Here is a 21,592-nt window from a genome sequence, read left to right as displayed (position 1 = left end):
AAATTTGAGTAAACAATCCGATGTTTTGAGAAATTCAGATACGCTTCTTTTCAAAAGCTGTTACTGTTAAAATTATAAACGTATAGAAATAGAAGTTCATACTCAGGTTTCTCCTTGATACAGGTTAATAAACGTTTCTGTTTCGTCCCTTCAATCTCAAAAGCCATTCCCTTCACCCTGACTGGCCGTTCTTTTTTACAAAATGACGTATTCAAACTAACGGTACACACGTATGGAATACATTCGCTTAGGTAAATCGGGTCTGGTGGTTTCCCGGATCTGTCTGGGAACCATGACCTACGGTACGCCCACGGAACGCTGGCCCTGGGCTTTAAACGAAGAGCAAAGTCGCCCTTTTATCCAAAAAGCTCTGGAGTTGGGGATCAACTTCTTTGACACCGCTGATGTCTACTCCAACGGCAAAAGTGAAGAAGTGGTAGGTCGGGCACTGAAAGCATTGGCCCGCCGCGAAGAAATTGTTCTGGCTACCAAAGTATACAACCCCATGGGCCCCGGACGCAATGAGCGTGGCCTATCGCGTAAACACATCATGGCCGCCATTGACGCCAGTTTACAGCGTCTGGGCACGGACTACGTGGATCTGTACCAGATACATCGCTGGGATGATCAGACGTCCATTGAAGAAACGATGGAAGCTCTGCACGACGTCGTTAAAGCGGGGAAAGCCCTGTACATCGGAGCTTCTTCGATGTATGCCTGGCAATTTGCCAAAGCCCAGTACACGGCCGATCTGCACGGCTGGACCCGGTTTGTATCCATGCAGCCGCATTATAACCTGGTGTACCGGGAGGAAGAACGGGAAATGTTACCCTTCTGTGCCGATCAGCAGATTGGCGTAATTCCCTGGTCCCCGCTGGCACGCGGCCTGCTGTCGGGCGGACGCAGCAGGGAGCGTAACGAAACCGAACGAGCCCGTACGGATGCCTTTGGCAAAAGCCTCTACACTGAAGCAGACTTTAGCATTGCCGATCGGGTGACGGAAGTGGCCCAGCAGCGGGGCCTTCCCAATGCTCAGGTAGCCCTGGCCTGGATGCTTAGCAAGCCCGTCATTACCGCTCCGATTGTGGGAGCCAGTAAGCCTGGCCATCTGGAAGACGCCGTGGCTGCGGTCTCGGTGCAGTTGACTGCCGGGGAAATTCAGCGGCTGGAAGAAGATTATCAGCCCCATTCCATTAAGGGCCATTGACTACTAAAAAGGCAAGGATCCTGGCGTGGCGATCGCGTGGGGTCGCAGGCCGGAATCCTTGCCCTAGTAAGATCAGTACGTAGATAACCAGACTTTCTTAATGTGAGTGTCTGGTTGACCGCTTGTTCTAGTACTGGCTTTGCAGGAAAAGTGATTTTACCTTAAAACAGGTTGTTTTTTCTTTGGACTGGAAACGGTTTTCCAGGCCGTCTTTTTTAACTGTTCAGCAAAATCCGCATCGACCTCCTGAGGGTGAAAGGAAAGTTTTAGCGGGGATTCCTGGAAAAGAAAGCTGTACCAGACTAAGGAGCCTAAATAACAGCCAGCGGCGTTAGCATGGTGGGAATCAAAGCCTAACTCGTCCTGCTTCCAGAAGTAACCAACGTGCAGGGAGTGATTCTGCTTGGGTAGGGCAGGGGGCCTGGGGTGATCGAAATTGAATTCAGTATCTTTCTTATATCCCCATTGCGGATCGGAGCTAATGGCCCAGAAAGCATCGCCATTAGGAATCAGGGGAATGCCTAACTCTTTGGCCGTGGCATGATAGGCGGCTCTGGATTTCTCCCACATCTGCTGGGCACTGCGGGCGGACTGTCCGTTGCCAATCTGCGTAAAGTCTTTGGAATCCACGCGGTAAGCCCAGGTTTGGTGAAGAACAATTTTGGCCTGGGGCTGCAATTTCTTCACGTATTCGTAAAGCTGTCGGGCATAGGGCTGGTAGGTTTCCAGATTTCCCGAGAGAATGGAGGCCTGTTGCAGTGTAATGACATCCCACGTGCCTTCGGCAAGCAACATTTTCAGGGATTTACCGTGGTAGGGTTTGCCTTTGGGATCTTCCGGATTTCGTTCGGCCGCCTGGGCGTGATCCCAGTGCCGTTCGAGCGAGCAGCCGCCGAGTTCGGCTCGTCCAATAATCAGGGTGTGGCCGGCTTCCTGACTGAGTTCGGGTAAATATTTGGAGGCATTCTGGGAGAAGCTATTCCCAATCATGAATAAACGTAAGGCATGGCGGTCTGCTTTTTTCGAGGTGGATTGGCCCCAGGCGACTTGTACCAATAATAAAAATAGAACCAGATAGACCGCTCTGGAATGGGTGCTGGAGCAATTGAGGGGATGTTTACGTTCAGGCATTTTTCAAGAATAGGTTTACAAATGGATGGACAAGGTCCTTCTGTCAGCGGTTTGGATGCCTTGTTCAACCGCGAAGATAAGACACCGTGCTTCATATAATGCTATTCCTGAAGGGCAGATGCGTAGTGCCTGATGCTTTTACTTTCGAGCAGGCAAGGAAATGATAGCATGAAGAAAGTACGTTAAAATGTAAACGGTTTTTTAAATTATTGGGTGAAACCAATAGTCCCGGAAGAAAAATAATCCCTCATTTTTTATCCATTGGATAGGTATAGCCCGGTTGAATCAAATAGCCGTCCTTCGTCCTCAGTAAGCCCTGATCGGTATACGGTAATTGCTGAAGTAAGCTTAAACTACGTTTGAAATTTTCGTGAGACGGCCGAGCCTTTTCACAAGCCGCTTCACCCGTTACTGTAAACGAATAAAAAGGAAAGGTAAACCATCGAAAAGGCTGGAACGTATCCTGATCCAATCCCTTCCAATGACCTGAAGTTTCGCGTATACCTTTGCTGATTTTGTTAATGGTATAAGCCCTGAGATTGCCAAGCACGAGTAAGCTATCGACTTGCCCCTGATGGTTTACCCTGAATTTAAACTCTCCATACATCGTTTCACACTGAGCCGAGGTTTCTTCGGTACTGAGAATTCCCTTCATAATAAAGGCGGATACCGGCTTTTGTCCCTCGTAGGGGTAAAGCCTTGCCTGGATAGGCGTTTCGAAGGAAATCGTTATGTCTTTATCCTGCCCGGAACTCTTCAGGTTTAAAAGGAAAAATAGTGCTGGCAATAAAAATTTTATCATTGTAAAATTGTGGCAACCCGGTCATTCCCAAGCGATCTAATTCAGATTTCTGAATTCCACTGGAGTCCGCCCTGTTTTTTGTTTGAAGAGTTTATTGAAGTACTGCGGATACTCAAAGCCCAGGGAATAAGCAATTTCACTCACCGATTTTTCCGTGCTTAACAGAATCGTTTTCGCTGCTTCAATCAGGTGGTAATGGATGTGATCCTGGGCGTTTTTGCCCGTTTCTTTTTTGAGCAGGTCACTCAGATAGCTGGGCGACAGGTGTACGACCTCCGCCAGGTATTTTACTGTAGGCAAGCCCGTTTCGCGAATGGCCGTCTGCTTAAAATAAGTACTTAGAATTTTGTCGATCTGGATGACTACACCGTGGTGGGACGTTTGGCGGGTAATAAACTGTCTTCCGTAAAAGCGGTCACAATACTGCAAAAATAATTCAATGGCGGCAATCAGGATCGGCTGGCTGTGCCCATCGATGTTTTCCTGTAGCTCGGCTTGAATGGTACCCAGGCAACCGAGGAGGATACTTTTTTCCTTCTCGGACAAATGCAGGGCTTCTGACACTTCGTAGGAGAAAAAATGAAAATCCTGCATCCGGGTATGAAGGGAAGTACCCCGAATCAAATCGGGATGAATGTACAAACCCCAGCCTCCCAAATCATCGGACATCTCCTCCGGTATATCCATTTCAATAACCTGATTTGGTCCCATACTAATCAGGCATCCGTCCTGAAAGTCAATGAGTTTGCGGCCATACCGAATGTGATTACTGGGATAAGTTTTAAACATAATGGAATAAAAATCAGCCGAGAGCTTGACGCTTTGCTGCGGAGGCTGTTCTACCTGGCTAAAATCCAGTACCGCCACCAGGGGATGCTGATGCGGTCCCGACCCGAAGAACCGGAGCAGGTCTGCAAGGGTAGCAAAATGAATAAATTCCTGCATGAGTTAGGTCAGGTTTAACCGCTGTCGCAATATACGTCACCGTAGAGTTCAATCATTTAATTACGTTGCTTCGAATAGACTCATTTGTCTTCGCAAGCACGCCTGTTTGGTAATGTCTTCGTATCGAAAGCTTTGTTCTTTTAAAGCTTTGTTATCGACCCAGACTGCAATTGGCCCTGTAGGCACGGCTGTTCGATAGCCCCTGAGCCTTCCAGGCTGGACCTCGCCACACCTGACCATTTCCATGGCATGAGTCCATCGCATTGCGATGGACACGAGTAGCAGGAAAAGTGCGACGTTCTCGATACGGACTAAAAGACCAGCTATATCTACAGGACGAAAACCGCATGCTTACATGCTTATAAGCGACTAAAAGCCCTGTTGTCTTTACAAGCCAAACATCACTTTAATTCCCCGGCGGAAGTCTTCATCGGATAACTGCCGACGCTGATCGATCATTACGGCTGCATCGGCACCTGCGGAATAGCGTAATTGATCGGAGCCATCGGTAGCCGCCTGGTACACTACCTGGGCGATGGTTGCGGGACTGGAGGCCTGTTGAAAGAGGGTGTCAAAAGAGGTTAAAGCTTTGGCAATTATAGGCTGGTACTCGGTTAGCTTCTCATCCACGCTAAGGTCGAGGGAGCGGCCCGTAAAATTAGTCGCTATGGCACCGGGTTCAATGAGTTTCACCCGTATACCCAAAGGTTCCAGTTCATAAGCTAGCGATTCGGAGAAACCTTCTACGGCAAATTTAGTCCCGTGGTACAGGGAGCCCAGCGGGAAAGCCATTTTCCCGCCCGTAGACGAAATGTTCAGGATCATACCGCTCTGTTGTTGGCGGAAATGCGGCAACAAAGCCTGCGTAACGTCAATGAGCCCTATCACGTTGGTATGAAACTGACGAATGACTTTATCCCGGGGAATGGATTCCAGGGGGCCATACGCTCCATAACCCGCGTTGTTCACCAGCACATCGATGGTTCCAAATTGCTCCAGCCCTTCACGTATGGCATTTTCGATGGTCGCTGGCTCCAGCACATCAAGTTTCGTTACCCATACATTCGGCAAGTTCCGTAGTTCAGTCTCCTTTTCGGGGTTTCGCATGGTGGCAATGACATTCCATCCGCTGGATTGAAATAATTTGGCGGTCTCTTTTCCTAAGCCGCTGCTGGCACCGGTAATTAAAATCGTCTGGGTCATACTCTTTGTTTTTTTGTGATGCTACAAAGGTGGGCTGAGGTGGCGGGACACCTGTCATACGAATTCCGGGAGATTGTATGCTTTTTCCGGATTTAAACAGCAGACTGATTCGAAGCTCCGAAAAGTCAGGGATGTTGGGGGGAGTGAATCCCTTTGATGCCATCGCTGGACAGGATTCACTAATGACGATTGCTTAGCTCTGCAGAATTATAAACCAACGCCTGATAGGTGTGTGGGTTAGGAAGGTTCCTGTTGTCTAGCGTTTTCCCGGCGTTGGAATATGGTTTTTAACGTGCATTCTACAATCCTACCTAAAACACGCGTATGAACACCTCTGTAACTTCTTACCGCTACGACCGTCAGGACATCCAGGCGGGCATTTTGCACATTGGCGTGGGAAACTTTCACCGGGCCCATCAGGCGTTTTATACCAATCAGGTTCTCGAATCACCCGATCAGCGGCAATGGGGCATTTGCGGCGTTGCCCTGCTACCCTCGGATGAGGCCCTGGTTCGTAAATTGACCCAGCAAAAGGGCGAATATTCGCTCACCGTCTGCGGACGCGAGGGCCAGGACCAAGTGTATGTCATTGGGGCTTTAATCGAAGTGATCTGGGGTGTTTCAGACCCGGAGGCAGTACTCAATAAAATGGCCGATGAAGCCATTCGCATCCTTACGCTGACGATTACCGAAGGAGGTTATAATCTGGATAAAGCTACGCAGGCCTTTAATTTTGAGCACGAAGGGGTTAAACACGACCTCGCATTTCCGGCTCAGCCCCAAACGGTTTTTGGGTTTGTTGCGGAAGGACTACGCAGGCGTAAAGCGGCTGGTCATCAGGGCCTGACGATTCTATCCTGCGATAACCTGCAACATAACGGACACACAACCCGGAAAGCCTTTCTAAGTTTCATAGAGGCTCAGGATGCTTCACTAGCCGAATGGGTGAAAAGTCACGTGACGTTTCCCAACAGTATGGTAGACCGAATTACCCCGGTCACCTTACCCGAAGACGTCCAGCGGCTCAATACCCGAAGTGGGTTGAATGATCAGGTACCCGTGTACTGTGAGGACTTCATTCAGTGGGTGATTGAGGATGATTTTATGGCTGGTCGGCCCGCCTGGGAGCGGGTAGGAGTCGAATTTACCGCCGATGTGAGTGCTTACGAAACCATGAAGCTTAGCCTGCTGAATGCTTCGCATACCTTGTTGTCCTATCCGGCCTTTTTAGCCGGGTACCGTAAAGTAGACGATGCCATGCATGATCCGGTCTTCGTCCAGTTTGTTCGGAATTTTATGGATAGGGACGTTACGCCTTACGTTCCCGCACCGGGGAATACCAATCTGGAGCTGTACAAACAAACGCTGGTAGAGCGTTTTGCCAACCGGTCGGTCAGTGACCAGCTAAGCCGACTGTGTTTCGATGGTATTTCCAAATTTCCCGTGTACATCCTGCCCAATCTGGCTCACATGATTCGGGATCAGAAAGATCTGACGCGGCTGGCCTTCTTATTCGCTTCGTACCGACATTACCTCAAGTATAAAACGGATGATAGTGGGCAGACTTTTGACATAGCCGAACCCTGGCTAACGACCGAAGATGAGCGGGTTATCGCAAGCGAGGATCCGGTTGAGTTCTTAGGCCTTTCTGCTTTTCAAAGCCTGAACCTTGAGTCGGTTAAGGACTTTGTCGGACCGTATCGGGCATTTGCCAAGCGTATTCAGGGTGAAGGGGTAAAAGTTACTCTGGAATCGATTCTCCACTAAAGCATCCCGTAGGCATTCTAGCTCGACAAGGTATGGAATCTAAATCTCAGCCCAGCATCGTACCCTTTGCGATCATTACCTTCATTTATTTTATCATTGGATTCTTAACTACCATCAACGAACAGCTTCAGGCTCCGCTAAAATTTACCTTGTTGGCGGATGCCGGAAGTTTACGGAATACGCTAACAACGCTCATTTCCTTTTTCTTCTTTTCCGGATACCTGATCAATGGGACGCTGGGCAGTCGGTGGGTGAATGCCGTGGGGTATCAAAAGACGATCCTGCGGGGCCTGGGATTTACCATCGCGGGCTTGCTCATGTATTTCACTTCTTCGCTGGTAAGTGATCAGTTTCCCAATTGGACCTTTAGCGTGACCGATGCCCAAATCCCGACCAGCTACCTTATTTTTCTATTAGGTTCCTATCTGATGGGTACTTCGGCGGCAGTAGTCCAGGTAGTGGTCAATCCTTACGTAGCGTCTTACCCGTTACGGGGAACCCAGCCCGTTCAGCGGTTGAACATTACAACGGCCATTAATTCCATCGGTACGACGTCAGCTCCTTTTTTTGTAACCGTGGTTATGTTCAGTGGAATTCCCATTGATCGGATTCAGATTCATCAATTGTTATTGCCCCTGAGTTTGTTGATATTCACTATCCTGTCGGTAATTCTGATTACCAGTCGCCTCCACATTCCCGACCTGGAAAACACCCGAGCCGGTTCCACCGAAAAACTGGAACGAAGCATTTGGTCGTTCCGCCACTTTGTCTTGGGAGTCGCGGCTATTTTTTTCTACGTGGGAACGGAAGTAGCCATCGGTGCCAATATCAACCTGTATGCCTTTGAACTCATGGATTCCGGTCATCCCATTACGTTTTTTGGTCGAACCGATCTGACCATTGCCGGACTGGATTTGGGTATTCACGCCCTGCTTTCTACGCTTTACTGGGGAGGGTTTTTAGTAGGGAGGCTATCTCCAGTTTTTTCACCACTATTTCGGCCCGAACGCAACTGATTGTCACTACGGTTCTGGCGACGCTACTGGCCGTTTTCGCCATGGTTGCCCAAAACCTCTGGTTTTTAGTAGCCATTGGTCTGTTACACTCGTCGATGTGGAGCTGTATTTATTCGCTCTCCATCCGGGGATTACAGAAATATACCTCAAAAGCGTCCGGCGTATTTATTTCCGCCGTCTTTGGCGGGGCCGTTTTTACCCTGATTCAGGGCGGATTAGCCGATCTGTTCGGCTCCTGGCGTTGGACCTGGTCGCTTACCGTTTTGTGTGAGTTGGTGATGCTGGCGTATGCCGTATTCGGGTATCGGATCCGGGAACAGGATCAGTTGGTTTAAGGTGATTTTATATCGTTTTTCGCTCTTTTGTAAGAGTGGAATGGGCTTAGTGTTACGTAGTCATTAACTTCTGTCAGAAATCATGTAATGGATGAGAGCAATGGGTGCTTCGATGAAATGTCCGTTGACAGGTTCGGGATTCCTGGATCAGGTTAAACTTTTAATTCGATGAGACGGCATATGGCTTTCGACGAATCAGGTGAAGTACCCACAAAGAGGACAAACCTAAATATCTGTTTAAATTGGGTTGCAAAGCAGTAAATAACCGGATTTGCGGCATTTTTAATTGGATTGTATGGCTAGCTTTGTCGTCTTAATCACACCATTGTTTTGGGTTGTCCCTCCACTTTATGCTCAAATCCTTTACCTTCAAAAAGCAGTCTCTCCTACTGGTTGCCTTCTGTTACTTCACCTTCCAGTCCGCTCATGGACAGAATTTCGCTAAAACCTTAAATCCCAGCTTTTATAAAGCCTATGAAACGGGAGCCGCCCCCCGCCATGTGACTGTAGCGGACTTAACTCACGATGGGAACGCAGATATTGTAACGGCCAACGTCGCTTCCCAAACGGTTTCCGTATTAGTAGGGAAAGGCAACGGGGATTTTGCCGCTCCCGTTCATCTTAGCGTTGGAAAAAATCCTTCATCGGTAGCGGTTGGGGATGTTAATAATGATACGCATCCTGACGTAGCGGTCACGAATTCTGGGGATAAAACGATTTCGATCCTGCTGGGTAATGGGAAAGGTGAATTTAGTTCAGCCCGATCATTGCCAGTGCCAGCAAACGCCCAATCGTTGGCGATCGCTGACTTTAATGCTGATGGTAATCTGGACCTGGTTGCAGCGAATAGCTTATCTGCTAGTGTGTCCATCCTTTTAGGCGATGGACAAGGAAGTTTTGCCACGGCATTTACTATAACGGTAGGAGATAGTCCGCAAGCAGTGGCCGTTGAAGACCTTAATGGAGATGCGAAGCCCGATATTGTCACTGCAAATCTGGTGGGCAATGTTTCGGTCTTGTTAGGGCTAGGAAATGCAGCTTTCAGTCCAGTCATGAACTACGCAGTAACTGGACCAGCGGTAGCTGTCAAAATAACAGATATAAACCAGGATGGGAATCTGGATCTGCTCTCGGCAGATCTGTCTGGCAGGGTATCTATCTTACTGGGAGACGGCAAGGGAAGCTTTTCTCTAGTAGGGCAACTACAGGCGGGAGGCGAACTCTCATCAGTAGCCGTGGGTGACCTAAATAAAGATGGCCTGCCTGACATTGTAGCTACGTTACGAGTCGCCAATGGACTGGCAGTTTTCAAAGGAAAGGGAAATACGGAGTTCGCCGCAGCCGAAGTCTATCAACTAGATATAAATCCATCGAGTGTGGCCCTGGCAGATTTCAACAAGGATGGTTATCCGGATGTAGTGACCGCCCTTGAAGAAGTCTCTAGCGTAGGTATTCAATATGGTAACCGTGAGGCTAAATTTGGTTCTGCTACGGTCTTCAATTTACCCAATACCCCTAGCTACCTGACTGCTAATGATTATAACAAGGATGGAGTACCTGATTTGGTAACCGCCAATCGTTTTGCAAGTACGGTGTCGCTGCTGACCGGGCAGGCTGGGGCTCTCGGCTTTTTGCAAGCTCAGACGTATCAGGCCGGTTATTCAACGGATCCCAAAGCGTTGACCTCAGCCGATCTGAATGGAGATGGTCACCTGGATATCATAACCATCAACCCGATTCGAAAGAGTCTGACTGTCCTTTGGGGGGATAGTAAGGGCTTCTTTACCGAAACAACGTATGCGATTGCCGGAGCCTCAAATCCCTTCTTTATTGCTTCCGGTGATTTGGACGGAGACCAGCGGCCCGATTTGGTAATTGCCGATGTCACTAGTCCTGCCGTTTTTATCCTGCGTAATACGGGCAATCAGACCTTTGCCTCCCCTACGAAGATAACGATACCCAATGCACCGAAAGAAGTGAAAGTAGAAGATCTGAATGGGGATAATCTACCAGACCTTGTTACGGCTGATGCGAGCAGCATATCCGTACTCCTAAACCAAGGAGGAGGCCAGTGGGCCTCGCCTGTTAGTTATCCAACCTCGGGGAGTGTTTGGTCTGTAGCTATTGGTGACATTAACGGCGATCAAAGTAAGGACATCGTGGGTGTCATGAATATCGATTCACCGAATACCGCTATTCTTTTGGGCGATGGGCAGGGTGGATTTATTCCCCAAAGCTCAATCCATATGGGATACGACCCCCGATCTGTTGTCTTAAGTGATTTCAATGGAGACCGCAAGCTTGATATTGCCGTTGCCAGCTACACGGATAATAAGCTTCTGGTGGGCTTAGGAAATGGATATGGCGGATTTTCTGAGGTTACCACCTACACCGCCGGCTATGGTCCTGTATCCCTGGTAACAGGCGACTTTAATGGCGATTTCAAAACTGATATTGCGTTGGCCAATTTGGATGGTAAAGCCGTTTCCGTCTTTTATAATTATTTCCCGGAAAGTTCATTGCCCGTTCGTCTTCTCTCCTTTACTGCTACGCGGCAATTGGAAACCGTTCGTTTGGAGTGGACTACTGCTGCTGAAAAAGATGCCGCTCACTTCCTGGTAGAACGCAGCAAAGATAGCAGGACGTTTGAAGCCATTGCCCTCGTGAAAGCAGCGGGTAACCATGGACGAGCGTACGTAAGTTACGACCAGGCACCCTTGAAAGGACTCAGCTACTACCGCCTTACCCAGGTGGATGAGGATGGCCGTAAAAATACCTACCGTCCCGTATCCGTGCGTATGAGTGGAACGGACTTGATCTACCCGAACCCATCCAATGGTCATTTTGTGGAGGTGGAAGCCAGTGTAGATGCTGATATTCAACTCGCTACGTTGCAGGGACAAAACTTAGGATGTAGGAAAGAATCGATCAATGATCAGAGCTTACGGATCTATCCTAAACAGTCTCTGAAGCCTGGCGTATATCTGTTACGTGTCGGGGAAGTGACGCACAAGTGGATTGTGCAGTAAACACACACGTTCATTAAAAAAGGCAGTGTTCATGAGGGAACACTGCCTTTTTTAATGCGTTATTTGTCCCGTTTGAAGGTCTCAATGCCCAACTAAAACGGACTTTCGGATCAATTAAAGTTTCTCAAACCGCTCTAGGGTAATAAAAGCTACCTGCTTATCCTGGAAATGAATCTGTACCTGATCGAACGAGCGGTTATCTTTTGGGTAAACCAAGGTCCAGGGTAAACGGGCCTTAACGGGATCGTAGATAGCATAGCTGTACCGGGAGGTAAGCACCATCTTCTGAAATTTAGAGGCATAAGCCGGGTTTTTGCTTAGCTCCACCAGTTTACTGTACAATTGCTCGGGCGTGTCACCCGGTTGCAGAACACTTTTGGAATCGATCGCCTCGGGCCATTGGCTTAAGGAGCGGCGATTATTGAGCGTTAAACTTTTGACCTTACCTGCGGCTAGTTCAATCTGTACGCCCGAATCCGTATCGTATGATTCATCCAGCGTCAGCCAATCAAACTGACGAAGGCGATTTTTAAGGTCGGTAACATCGGAGAAATACGTATTGACCTGACTGAGATACGTCAAGGACTTTTGCTGCCGATGCTGCTCGAGAACCGTATAGACTTCATCGACGAAACTATGAATGCCCACTCCCGCATAACTTCCCTGCCGAATGGTATCACGAGCGACGAGCTTGACTGTGATTGGAACGGGAGGATCCGTGATGATTGGTTCCAGCTGCTCTTTCGAGCAAGCCATGAGAGCAAACAGAAAAAATAAAGAAATGCCGGTCGAAAAAAGTCGCATACGGAACATTGGTTTAAAGATTCTCTCTAAGACCCTGATTATCTGCTTTGCGTTGTAAGACGCCACCTGATTTTTATCGGAATGGTACGCAGGGGATCGTAAAAAACAAGGCAGTTGTCAAAGGCGAATGCAACGTTGAGAGGCGGTTCTTCATCTCTGGAAGGTAACTTGATCCGTATTTAAACCCGTTTAATGACCTTCACGATGAAACGATTTTTTGTATACGCTGCCATACCCTTGCTGCTTAATTCCTGTACTTCCACTAAAAACTGGCAAGGCTCTTCAACCCCTGAACGAACCCGGGCAGCATTCAAAGAACTAAACGGTACGCAAAGTTTTACGCTCCGGGTACCGGATAATGATACCTATCTCGCGTACCAATTCAAAGAAACCGGCGGTGAATTAGAGGCTTCCATTCAGTCGCCCTCCTCGGTTGTTTTCAGTAAGAAAATTGATTCGCTGGAAGAAAAGCGAATCCATCTGGTGAATCAGAAAGGAGCCGAGTATAAAGTCACGGTCAAAGGTAAGCAGGCTTCTGGAGCAATAGATGTTAGGTTTGTAGGTGCTGATAAATAAGAGGTAGTTTCCAGTACTTAATGGCCTGATTGATTCACTTAATGCAAGCGTTTTCGCTCCCAGAGGATCTTTCCTGGATTATTCGGCCTGGAACGTAGATCAGTGAACGAGTGATTACTGAAGCTTTTGGTCAACAAAAGCTTCAGTAATCACTCGTTCGTTTGGCAAGTATGAATGGTATGAAAAATAGTATCTTCCTTCTTTTCCTTAGTTTGTGGTGTTATTCATCGTTCGCTCAGACGAACCTGACGGGTCGAGTAGTGAATCAGGCGGGTGAGGGCATTCCGTATTGTGCCATTGGGATCCGACGTACGCCGATTGGTACCTTAGCCGATGAGCAGGGCCATTTTAAACTGACCCTTGCTGATTCCTTACGGAACGCTGAAGTCATTTTTAGTGCCGTAGGTTATCACGATAAGGCCATCGCCCCTTTTCCCGCCGTACCCGAATCGGTCGTGGTTTTAGAGCCGAATGCCCGGGTGCTTCAAACGTTAGTCGTTTCAGCCAAAAAAAACAAAGCGAAAGTAGTGGGCGAAAAGTCACGTCCGATGCTTACGTTTTCGAGGATGTTCGATCAGCACGCTCCTGCCGTTGAGCAGGGCATGTTGCTAACTGTACCGCCGGAGGCCTGGCTGAATGCCTTCAATTTTTACATCATGCCGAGTTCAAAGTACGCCGAGATTACCCTGAAGCTCAATAGTTACGAGGCTTCGAACGGGACCCCGGGCCAATCTTTACAACAGACGCCGATCCTCTACAAAACCACGACTACCGGCTGGCAAACCATCGATCTTTCCAGCTACCAGCTCAGAGCAACCCGGACGGGGAAAGTTGCCTTCACCCTGCAACTCGTTCAGCATACGGCTGCTGCTCAGGATAACTTCATCTTCGGATTATCGGCCAAAAAATCGCTCGCGAATCAGTTACTGTTCCGCTATCAAAGTCAGGGGGATTGGGAAAAACACGCCGGTACTTTTATTGCCAACGTGGCCGTCAGTTACGCGAAACATACGACGGAAACGCCAGCCGACCGTTCGACCGAATCTTTAGAAGAGCCGGACGCAATGACCCGTACGATGCTGCAGGTATACCAACATCATGAAGCAGCAAAAAAGACCCGCTATGGGCAGGATTCCAGTGGTGCCTATGCGGATTTGGGAGATGCCAAGCTGTACTATGAAACCTATGGGCAAGGAGATCCACTGGTCTTATTGCACGGGAACAACGGGGGTATAGCCGATTTTTACCAGCAAATTCCGGCTTTGTCCAAACACTATCGGGTGATTGCCGTAGATACGCGAGGGCAGGGGAAAAGTACGAATCAATCTTCCGCTGACTATACTTACGACACCTTTGCCAGCGATCTTACTGAACTAATGGCCCAATTAAACCTCCCTAAAGTACATATTCTGGGGTGGAGCGACGGTGGAAATACGGGTCTGTCTTTTGCCCGGAGCTATCCCGAAAAAGTAGGGAAACTCATCGCTATTGGGGCCAATCTTTCGCCCGACGGAATCAAAGAAGAAGTACTGACGATGTTTAAAAACCAGGTAAAGCAGAATTCCGGGGATCATCGCCTGCTTCGGTTGATGCTTGCCCAGCCGCAGTTGACGGCAACGGATCTTCAGAAAATCAATAATCCCGTATTACTCATCGCGGGTCAGAACGATGTCATTCTGGAATCGCACAGCCAGCTGATGCAAAAACTGATCAAAAACGCCCGACTGGAAATTTTCCCGGAGGCTACCCATTATTTGCCTTTTGAACAACCCCAAAAACTTAACCAATTGGTACTTTCCTTTTTAGGTGAATAATTGTTTGAACACTGAAGTTTTTATGAACGAGTACGGTCCACTAAGACCGTACTCGCTTCTTTTTCAGTTATCTCAGATTGTTGCGGAAAAAGGGAATAAGCTGCTCAAGAGCCTCACCCGTAGCCTTTGGATCATCGTATAGATCGTAATGGACGGCTCCAGCCACCACATGAATCTTTTATTGAAGTAGAGGCCGCTTTATTGTACAGTTCAAAACTGTCCCGATACGAACCAAAGCCACCGACTTTGTCGCCCACCACAATGCATAAGGGCTGCGTCAGCAACTGATCGGTCCGATGGAAGGCTGTCAAAACAACGGCTAGGCTGAGCCCGGTGTACAGAAGTTTATTGTCCGGGTTCGGATGTTGTCCGCAGGGCGTCCGGCAACAGTTCCAGCATTTGCTGAAAAAGGCGATTTCTGAATACTCTTTACTAAAAGCCTAGGTGAACAAACCGGTAAAACTCGTATCCAGAATGGATTCAACCTCCCAGGAATCCGGGATTTAGGGGGTAGCAAAAGATAGACTATGCTACCCGACGAACAAAGTTTGATCGGCTTAATGAAAGACACTCTCCCCACTGGAAAGGCTTATTTTATAAAAGTCTCGACGTGAATAGTCAGGGAGTCACGGCAAAGACGGATGCACCTCTTACATTTAAAGCCCTTGAGCTTTAAATCCAGCGGCTGTAATCGCTCGACCGTATGTTCACGTTTGACTTTCATTGCAACAGATCTAGGTATCAACTAATCATTACGGTGACGGAGCGGATACTGAAAAGTCTGGAAACCTTTACTCGTCTTTTAACGGATACTACCTGTAATTTTTGCATACAAAGCATACAAATAGGATGAGCTGGTTTTATAAAGGTGAACGCAGCACTATCCCTTCAATATGTAAAACGAGAGTCGAGGTTAATGTAAAAAGGCTGCTTCCGCGTCCTGTTGCACTTCCACTTGCTGTTTAATGGTTTTCTTACCCACCAGTAACACAATCAGGGCGAGACTGGCAGAACCCGCCATGGCAGCCACCATCGGTAAGGCCGAGGGCTCTTCAAACTGACTCATTAACACCGAGATCAGGGTTCCCATGCCCATTTGTACGGCTCCCATCAACGCCGAAGCACTACCCGCATTTTTAGCGAAGGGGGCTAAGGACAAGGCGGAAGCATTGGGATTGGTAAACCCAATACAGCTTAGGAACAGGAATAGAAAAACAAGCGTAATGGGCAACGTCAGCCATCCGTTCAAGGCTACCATTAAAAAGGTCAGAGCGATAAGTACCTGACTCATCAGGGCTACTCTGACAATTTGTTCGCTCTTGTATCTATTTAGCACTAACGTATTGACCTGACTTGACCCGATAAATCCCACGGAAAGAAAGGCAAAGATCCAGCCGTACACCTTTTCGTCGGTATGAAAGACTTCCATAAATAAAATGGGCGAACCGGAAACGTAGGCAAAGAGTCCGGCAAAGGCAATGGCTCCCGTGAAGGCATAGGTGTAAAACTGAGGTTCCCGTAAGACCTTCCAGAAGTTTTGCAGAATGGGTTTCGGCTTCAGGGAAATGGAGGAATCTGGCTGGTAACTATCGGGTAACCACAGGAAAACGGCCAGTAAAACCAGCAGTCCCATCCCCATCAGGATCATAAATACCATTTCCCAGCCAAATACCGAAGTAACGTAGCCACCCACGGTAGGGGCAATCATGGGGGAAGCCCCTACCACGAGCAGGAGTAGCGAAAATACCTTGGCGTTATCCTTCACCGGGAACAAATCGCGGACCATGGCAATGGAAGCAACCGAAGCCGCACAACTACCAATGGCCTGAATGACCCGCATGAAAATCAGACTATCGATACTTTCGGTATATGCACAGCCCGCCGAGGCCAGGATGTAGATTACCAGTCCAACGTACAAGGGTTTCTTCCGCCCAAACCGATCGAGTAAGGGTCCATACAATAATTGTCCGACGGAGATACCAATAAAAAATCCGGACAGCGAAAGCGAGACTTTCGCCGCCGTCGTGTGCAAATCTTTGGCAATGGCCGGAAAGCCCGGCAGGTACATATCAATGGAAAAGGGTCCTAATGCCGTAAGGCTACCTAAAATCAGGATTAGGAAAACATACGTTTTGCGAGACATGGGAACGGATTGAAATACTCGTTGTAGGGAGAAGACCAGTTCGTCAGAAAGATTAAGGTACAAAAGCGGGTTCTGACTTATGGATATACAAATATTTCACTTTAATAATTTCAATACGGGTAAAATAGCTGACATGATTCCCTAAAACTCGTATCCGAAAGCCTTACCTGCTTTGGGAAAGCGTGCAGAAGAAAGGGCACGCATCTAAACCCAGGGCCAGCATAGTTCGCTTTGAGGTCTGTAGTACAAATGGTGAGCGAGCGAAAGCCTTTAGAACCCGATCAGGTACGAATCAGTCAGAGGGTTGAACAAGGCTAAATCTACTGGCATTTTCGACGTTCCGCTCGTACTTGTCAAGGCATCCCTGGCCGGCATGGTTTTTCTGTGCTATCTGCTCAGAAATGCTACTGCGGTATACATAAAAACGGAGGGCATGATTCTTTAATCATGCCCTCCGTTTGATTGACTACACCTTAGCGTTTATAATCGACCCTTTGAAAAAGGGGACCATTTTTGGAAGGAACTACGTTAAGTTTATGTTCACTGGCTAATTTTCTCAAAATAGCCTCTCCCTCTGTCAGCGGCAGGTTACTGAGTTCGGAAAATTCGCGTATCGTGAGGGTGGGATAGTGCTGGAACAGACTCTCCCAGGAGGAATGAAACGCACGCTTTTCGATGGAAGGATAAACGGTTTTAATAGCGTTTTCAAACGTACTGTAGGGTTTAACGCCGTATACGAATTCCTGTTTTCCCGCCGCATTCGTAACGAAAATGGAAGGAAACCCCCGAACGCCCATCTGACGGGCCAGGGCCAGATCTGCCTTGAATAAGTCCTGGGCCTGGTGCTCATATGCTTGCCTGAGCTCTTCTGCGTTTAAGCCCACCAGGGTAGCCGCATGGGCCAGGTGCTCCCATTTGGTTATGTTCTTTTTCTCCAGAAATACCATTTCCCGGAGTAACCGTAAAAAGGAGATGGCTTTCTTTTCATCCTGAAGCTGAGCCGCTTTAAAGGCAATGGAAGGCGGATACGAAGAGTCCAGCGGGTCTTCCAGCCATACATCGCCATCAATGGGCATTTTGTAATGAGCACTTACTTCGTCCCAGTGATGAGCAACATCGGAGGGTTTACTAATGCCGCCGCTATTGTAACTCCAGTCGGGAAGTAATCCACCCATGTGGTACTCAAACGCTACGGATGGGCCATACTCCAGTTTCAATCTTCTTAACTGCGGCTCGATTCCCCAGCACGATGAACAAATGGGGTCGGTGAAGTAAATGATTTTAACGGGTTTATCTTCTGCTTTGATGGGATCAAGGCTTTTATTTTCGACTTGTCCAGGGATTTCGCAAACGCCCGTCTCGGGATCGCATAACAAGGGATTTGTATTCATGGCTTTTGGGATTTGAGCGTAACAATGATAACAGGCAAGGAAAAGCAGGATAAGAATAAACAGTGAAATAGCCTCAGCACGTTTATCGATTTGTAGAGACGTGGGTAAAATAGTTTTCATCAATTTCTCAGCGATCGGTTGACGCGAAAGAGGGGCTACTGATTCGTACTGGAGGTGCCAGCTGGTCGTACCCTTAGCCTTGACTTCGGACAAATGTCTTTTTCGATGCAAAGATCAAAACTCAGAAGGCAAGAGTCAATGAGTCAGGAAAACCTGACTAGCAAACAATCGTTACATAAATGCAGCACTGGTCTTTAATGCAGAACGGATTAAAATCCCTCCTTACTGGATCTACGGCTCTTATTCGCACCCCTACGAACTTCTCAGAGCCGTAGATTCGGCCGATCTTCAACCCAACCTAAATATGAAGTGGAAACCGTCAGGACTGCTTCGAAGAAGTAATCAACCGGATAGGTCCGGTTTTGCTGCAATAGGCTTTAAAAACGAAAAACTCCCGAAGTAGCGGCTTTCCATCGCTTCACTTCGGGAGTTCTTGTACTCGGTGCTAAACTGGGTTACCCAGATCAGCGTAGTCATCGCAGATACCTAAACGACGCGTACGTTTACGGCGTTAAGGCCTCTTTTGCCGTTTTCTACTTCAAAAACCACTTTGTCGTTTTCACGAATGTCATCCGTAAGACCGGAAATATGAACAAAGACATCCTGGCCACCTTCGGTGGGCGTAATGAATCCGAAACCTTTGGTTTGGTTGAAGAATTTAACGATTCCTTCTTGCATGAAAATAGATGGTTTAACTGATTTATTATTTACTTACTTTATTGATCCGAACGGCACTGAATCCTCGGGCCGTTTTTTCTTTTTCAAACGTGACGCGATCCCGCTGTTTGACGGGTTGTGCCAGTTGACTGGAGTGGAAGAACAAATCTTCCCGGGTTTCATCATCGGTGATAAACCCAAAACCTTTAGCTTCGTTAAACACGGCTACAATGCCGGTTCGCTGCGGGTCTTCCTGAATAATGGCAGCCGCTCCTAAGCGAATATCTTCCGGATTAATTTCTTTCCGATTGCGGATATCCGGCGGCGTAGAAGTCAGATTGCCATTTTCATCAATGTAGGCCATCATGTCCTCCATCGATTTGCCTTTATTATTGCTGGTCTTCCGCTCTTCTACTCTTTGAGCTTTATCCTGCTTCTTCTTCGCTTTTTTCTTCTGATTTTCTTTCTTCGAAAAAGATTCACTCATAGTTGGTCATTTATGGTTAATAGCTTCCCCAGCGGGGTTGCTGTACGTCATCATAGGCATGCGAATGCCTATCAATTTCTGGATGTTCATCCAGTCTGCCTTTTCCTCTGAATTACAAAAGGAAACGGCGACCCCGTTAAATCCCGCCCTTCCGGTACGTCCAATACGGTGCACGTACGTTTCGGGTACTTCGGGAATTTCATAATTTACGACGTGGGGTAATTCGTCAATATCAATGCCCCGAGAGGCAATATCCGTAGCCACCAGTACTCGTATTCGGCTATCCCGGAAATCGTTTAACGCTTTCTGCCGGGCGTTTTGAGACTTATTGCCGTGAATGGCCGCTGCCTGAATACCCATCTGAGCCAACTGTTTGACCAGCTTGTCTGCTCCGTGTTTGGTGCGGGTAAAAACCAGGGTACGGCGAATGGAAGTATCTTTTAACAGCGTAACGAGTAAGCCCGTTTTCTGTTTCTTCTCCACAAAATACACCGACTGCTGGACCGTTTTGGCCGTGGACGAAACCGGTGTTACATTAATTTCGACGGGACGGCGTAAAATCGTATTGGCAAATTTACGAATTGCAGTCGGCATAGTCGCTGAAAAAAACAGCGTTTGTTTGGCCGCCGGTATCTTCGTAAGAATCTTCTTGACATCGTTCACAAAGCCCATGTCAAGCATACGGTCGGCCTCGTCCAGAACCAGTATTTCCAACTGAGAAAGGCTTACGAATCCCTGCTGCATTAAATCCAGGAGTCGGCCCGGTGTGGCAATAAGAATATCTACTCCTTTTTTTAACGCTGTTACCTGCTTCCCCTGAGGCACCCCACCAAAAATGGACAGCCGTTTCAGAGGCAGATATTTTCCGTAGGTTCGGAAATTTTCATCGATTTGAATGGCCAGTTCCCGCGTGGGCGTCAGGACCAGAGCCCGGATGCCGGATTTAGCGGATGTTTTCTGACTCAGCAGCTGGAGGACCGGAATAGCGAAAGCGGCTGTTTTGCCCGTGCCCGTCTGGGCACAACCAATAATATCCTTGCCTTGCAGAACCGGTGGAATGGCCGTGTATTGAATCTCAGTAGCCTGCGTATAACCTGTATCGGTTAAGGCCCGGAGTATAGGTTTAATTAAATTTAAATCTTGAAAGTTCATGGTCTATGGTTTAATCGTATGCCGGTAAGTAAAGTATGAGCTAATGGTTTCCTGTGGTATATAGGTAAATTTGATGCGGTTTGAGGAATGTCGGGATGGCGTTATCAAGGAGGCGGTACGTTCAAACCTATCGTTACACGAGTAGACCTAAGAAAATCAATTAAAAATTTACGCTGGGGATACGTATACGTTAGGTGAGTTAAGAAACGCAAGTCGCTCGCCAGAGAGCAGCCAGGCAGGCAATGGCTATAAAAACCGGATCAAGTGAGAAAAAGAAGCAAATTCGAAACATCTGGCCTCTGGCAGCAACTGCCCGAAAAACCGTTTAAGTGCAAAAAAAGCGGTAGCTGAGAGAGCGAAAACTGGTGATAGAGGAAAGAATGATCCTAAACTATGTCAGCAAAAGCAAAGGCAGAAACCTATTATTTCGTAAAGGTACGCATTAATTAACGAATACGATCAAAAATGTTTGATTTTACAAGAAAGACAGGACTTGACTCAGCGAAAAGCAGCAGGTTGAGTGAACGGGTGTTTCGTTAAGGAAGTCAAGAGAAGACTTACCAAATCTCTGTTAGTGATTGATCGTATGGAGTAGTGTAATCTGCAAGTGAGAAGTGGGGCTTTGTTTGATTGCCTGGAGGACGATTACAACCTAATCTCGATGGACGACTTCACTCACTTGCGTTGCAATCCGTAGGGGTTTGCGTCAGCGTTGATCTGCCTTGCTAAAGTTTTGATTCTACTCTGGTACGATTAAGACGGGCGTAGCCGATGAAGATATTTGGGTAATCACTTAATTTCAATTCCACTCTGGTACGATTAAGACGATTTTTATAAGCCCCTCATTTATCGCTCCTTTCTTATTTCAATTCCACTCTGGTACGATTAAGACCCCAGCCTGCTACAGGGCCTGATTCACCCGATTCACATTTCAATTCCACTCTGGTACGATTAAGACCCGCTGACACCTCACAGCGTCAGTATGCGGTCTACAAATTTCAATTCCACTCTGG

17 protein-coding genes and 1 CRISPR repeat array are annotated in these 21,592 nt (G+C 47.8%); of the genes, 7 read left to right on the top strand and 10 right to left on the bottom strand.

Translation table 11 applies throughout. From position 1 onward, the window contains the following. Window positions 1–232 precede the first annotated feature (232 nt). The gene (locus BWI97_RS24200; RefSeq protein WP_102203155.1) at window positions 233–1,207 is read left to right on the top strand and encodes an aldo/keto reductase; all 975 of its coding nucleotides are present in this window, start codon (window positions 233–235) and stop codon (window positions 1,205–1,207) included. Between the two features lie 156 nt (window positions 1,208–1,363). Here BWI97_RS24200 and BWI97_RS24195 read toward each other — a convergent pair whose 3' ends face one another. From BWI97_RS24195 to BWI97_RS24180, 4 genes are all read right to left on the bottom strand, one after another. After that, window positions 1,364–2,338, bottom strand: a complete 975-nt coding sequence (locus tag BWI97_RS24195; RefSeq protein ID WP_102203154.1) for a DUF4886 domain-containing protein — start codon at window positions 2,336–2,338, stop codon at window positions 1,364–1,366. 247 nt (window positions 2,339–2,585) lie between these two features. After that, a complete protein-coding gene (locus BWI97_RS24190; RefSeq protein ID WP_102203153.1) occupies window positions 2,586–2,993 on the bottom strand; it encodes a hypothetical protein in 408 nt (135 codons plus the stop codon). 183 nt (window positions 2,994–3,176) lie between these two features. Next, window positions 3,177–4,085: an AraC family transcriptional regulator gene (locus BWI97_RS24185; RefSeq protein WP_094813655.1), complete on the bottom strand. Its 909-nt coding sequence runs from the start codon at window positions 4,083–4,085 to the stop codon at window positions 3,177–3,179. 387 nt (window positions 4,086–4,472) lie between these two features. Further along, window positions 4,473–5,288, bottom strand: coding sequence for an SDR family oxidoreductase (locus tag BWI97_RS24180; protein WP_102203152.1), 816 nt, complete (start codon window positions 5,286–5,288; stop codon window positions 4,473–4,475). Window positions 5,289–5,612: 324 nt separating this feature from the next. Between BWI97_RS24180 and BWI97_RS24175 the strand changes: the two genes are divergently transcribed. The 4 genes from BWI97_RS24175 to BWI97_RS24165 all read left to right on the top strand — a co-directional run bounded on the left by BWI97_RS24175 (window position 5,613) and on the right by BWI97_RS24165 (window position 11,435). Beyond that, window positions 5,613–7,055 (top strand): mannitol dehydrogenase family protein, encoded by a 1,443-nt coding sequence (locus tag BWI97_RS24175; protein WP_102203151.1) that lies wholly within the window; start codon window positions 5,613–5,615, stop codon window positions 7,053–7,055. A gap of 32 nt (window positions 7,056–7,087) precedes the next feature. Then, on the top strand, window positions 7,088–8,071 hold the full coding sequence (locus BWI97_RS24170) for a sugar MFS transporter (RefSeq protein WP_199182091.1): 984 nt from the start codon (window positions 7,088–7,090) through the stop codon (window positions 8,069–8,071). A gap of 41 nt (window positions 8,072–8,112) precedes the next feature. After that, window positions 8,113–8,406 (top strand): hypothetical protein, encoded by a 294-nt coding sequence (locus BWI97_RS28125; protein ID WP_199182090.1) that lies wholly within the window; start codon window positions 8,113–8,115, stop codon window positions 8,404–8,406. A gap of 350 nt (window positions 8,407–8,756) precedes the next feature. Further along, window positions 8,757–11,435, top strand: coding sequence for a T9SS type A sorting domain-containing protein (locus BWI97_RS24165; RefSeq protein ID WP_102203150.1), 2,679 nt, complete (start codon window positions 8,757–8,759; stop codon window positions 11,433–11,435). 114 nt (window positions 11,436–11,549) lie between these two features. Here BWI97_RS24165 and BWI97_RS24160 read toward each other — a convergent pair whose 3' ends face one another. After that, window positions 11,550–12,239 carry a hypothetical protein gene (locus BWI97_RS24160; RefSeq protein WP_094813645.1) on the bottom strand — a complete coding sequence of 230 codons (690 nt, stop codon included), beginning with the start codon at window positions 12,237–12,239 and terminating at the stop codon, window positions 11,550–11,552. Window positions 12,240–12,443: 204 nt separating this feature from the next. Between BWI97_RS24160 and BWI97_RS24155 the strand changes: the two genes are divergently transcribed. Together BWI97_RS24155 and BWI97_RS24150 are read left to right on the top strand one after the other, a co-directional pair. Further along, the gene (locus BWI97_RS24155; protein ID WP_146011013.1) at window positions 12,444–12,815 is read left to right on the top strand and encodes a hypothetical protein; all 372 of its coding nucleotides are present in this window, start codon (window positions 12,444–12,446) and stop codon (window positions 12,813–12,815) included. Window positions 12,816–12,994: 179 nt separating this feature from the next. Further along, a complete protein-coding gene (locus tag BWI97_RS24150) occupies window positions 12,995–14,629 on the top strand; it encodes an alpha/beta fold hydrolase (protein WP_158242833.1) in 1,635 nt (544 codons plus the stop codon). A gap of 913 nt (window positions 14,630–15,542) precedes the next feature. Here BWI97_RS24150 and BWI97_RS24145 read toward each other — a convergent pair. The 5 genes from BWI97_RS24145 to BWI97_RS24125 form a co-directional block, all read right to left on the bottom strand. Further along, entirely contained in the window at window positions 15,543–16,772 is a 1,230-nt protein-coding gene (locus tag BWI97_RS24145; protein WP_102203147.1) for a multidrug effflux MFS transporter, read from the bottom strand. Between the two features lie 473 nt (window positions 16,773–17,245). After that, entirely contained in the window at window positions 17,246–18,163 is a 918-nt protein-coding gene (locus tag BWI97_RS24140) for a ClpXP adapter SpxH family protein (protein ID WP_102203165.1), read from the bottom strand. 606 nt (window positions 18,164–18,769) lie between these two features. Continuing rightward, on the bottom strand, window positions 18,770–18,961 hold the full coding sequence (locus tag BWI97_RS24135; protein ID WP_094813637.1) for a cold-shock protein: 192 nt from the start codon (window positions 18,959–18,961) through the stop codon (window positions 18,770–18,772). Window positions 18,962–18,986: 25 nt separating this feature from the next. Beyond that, complete coding sequence (locus BWI97_RS24130) at window positions 18,987–19,427, bottom strand: cold-shock protein (protein WP_094813635.1); 441 nt, start codon at window positions 19,425–19,427, stop codon at window positions 18,987–18,989. A gap of 6 nt (window positions 19,428–19,433) precedes the next feature. Further along, window positions 19,434–20,579 carry a DEAD/DEAH box helicase gene (locus tag BWI97_RS24125; RefSeq protein ID WP_102203146.1) on the bottom strand — a complete coding sequence of 382 codons (1,146 nt, stop codon included), beginning with the start codon at window positions 20,577–20,579 and terminating at the stop codon, window positions 19,434–19,436. 730 nt (window positions 20,580–21,309) lie between these two features. Further along, window positions 21,310–21,537: direct repeats of the CRISPR family, unit length 30 nt; unit sequence ATTTCAATTCCACTCTGGTACGATTAAGAC. Window positions 21,538–21,592: the final 55 nt, after the last annotated feature.

Origin of the sequence: Siphonobacter sp. BAB-5405 (genome assembly GCF_002872335.1) — a bacterium.
In the GTDB taxonomy this organism is placed as follows: Bacteria; Bacteroidota; Bacteroidia; order Cytophagales; family Spirosomataceae; genus Siphonobacter.
Note: the sequence above shows the minus strand (reverse complement) of the source record. Positions and strands in the feature narration are given on the sequence as shown.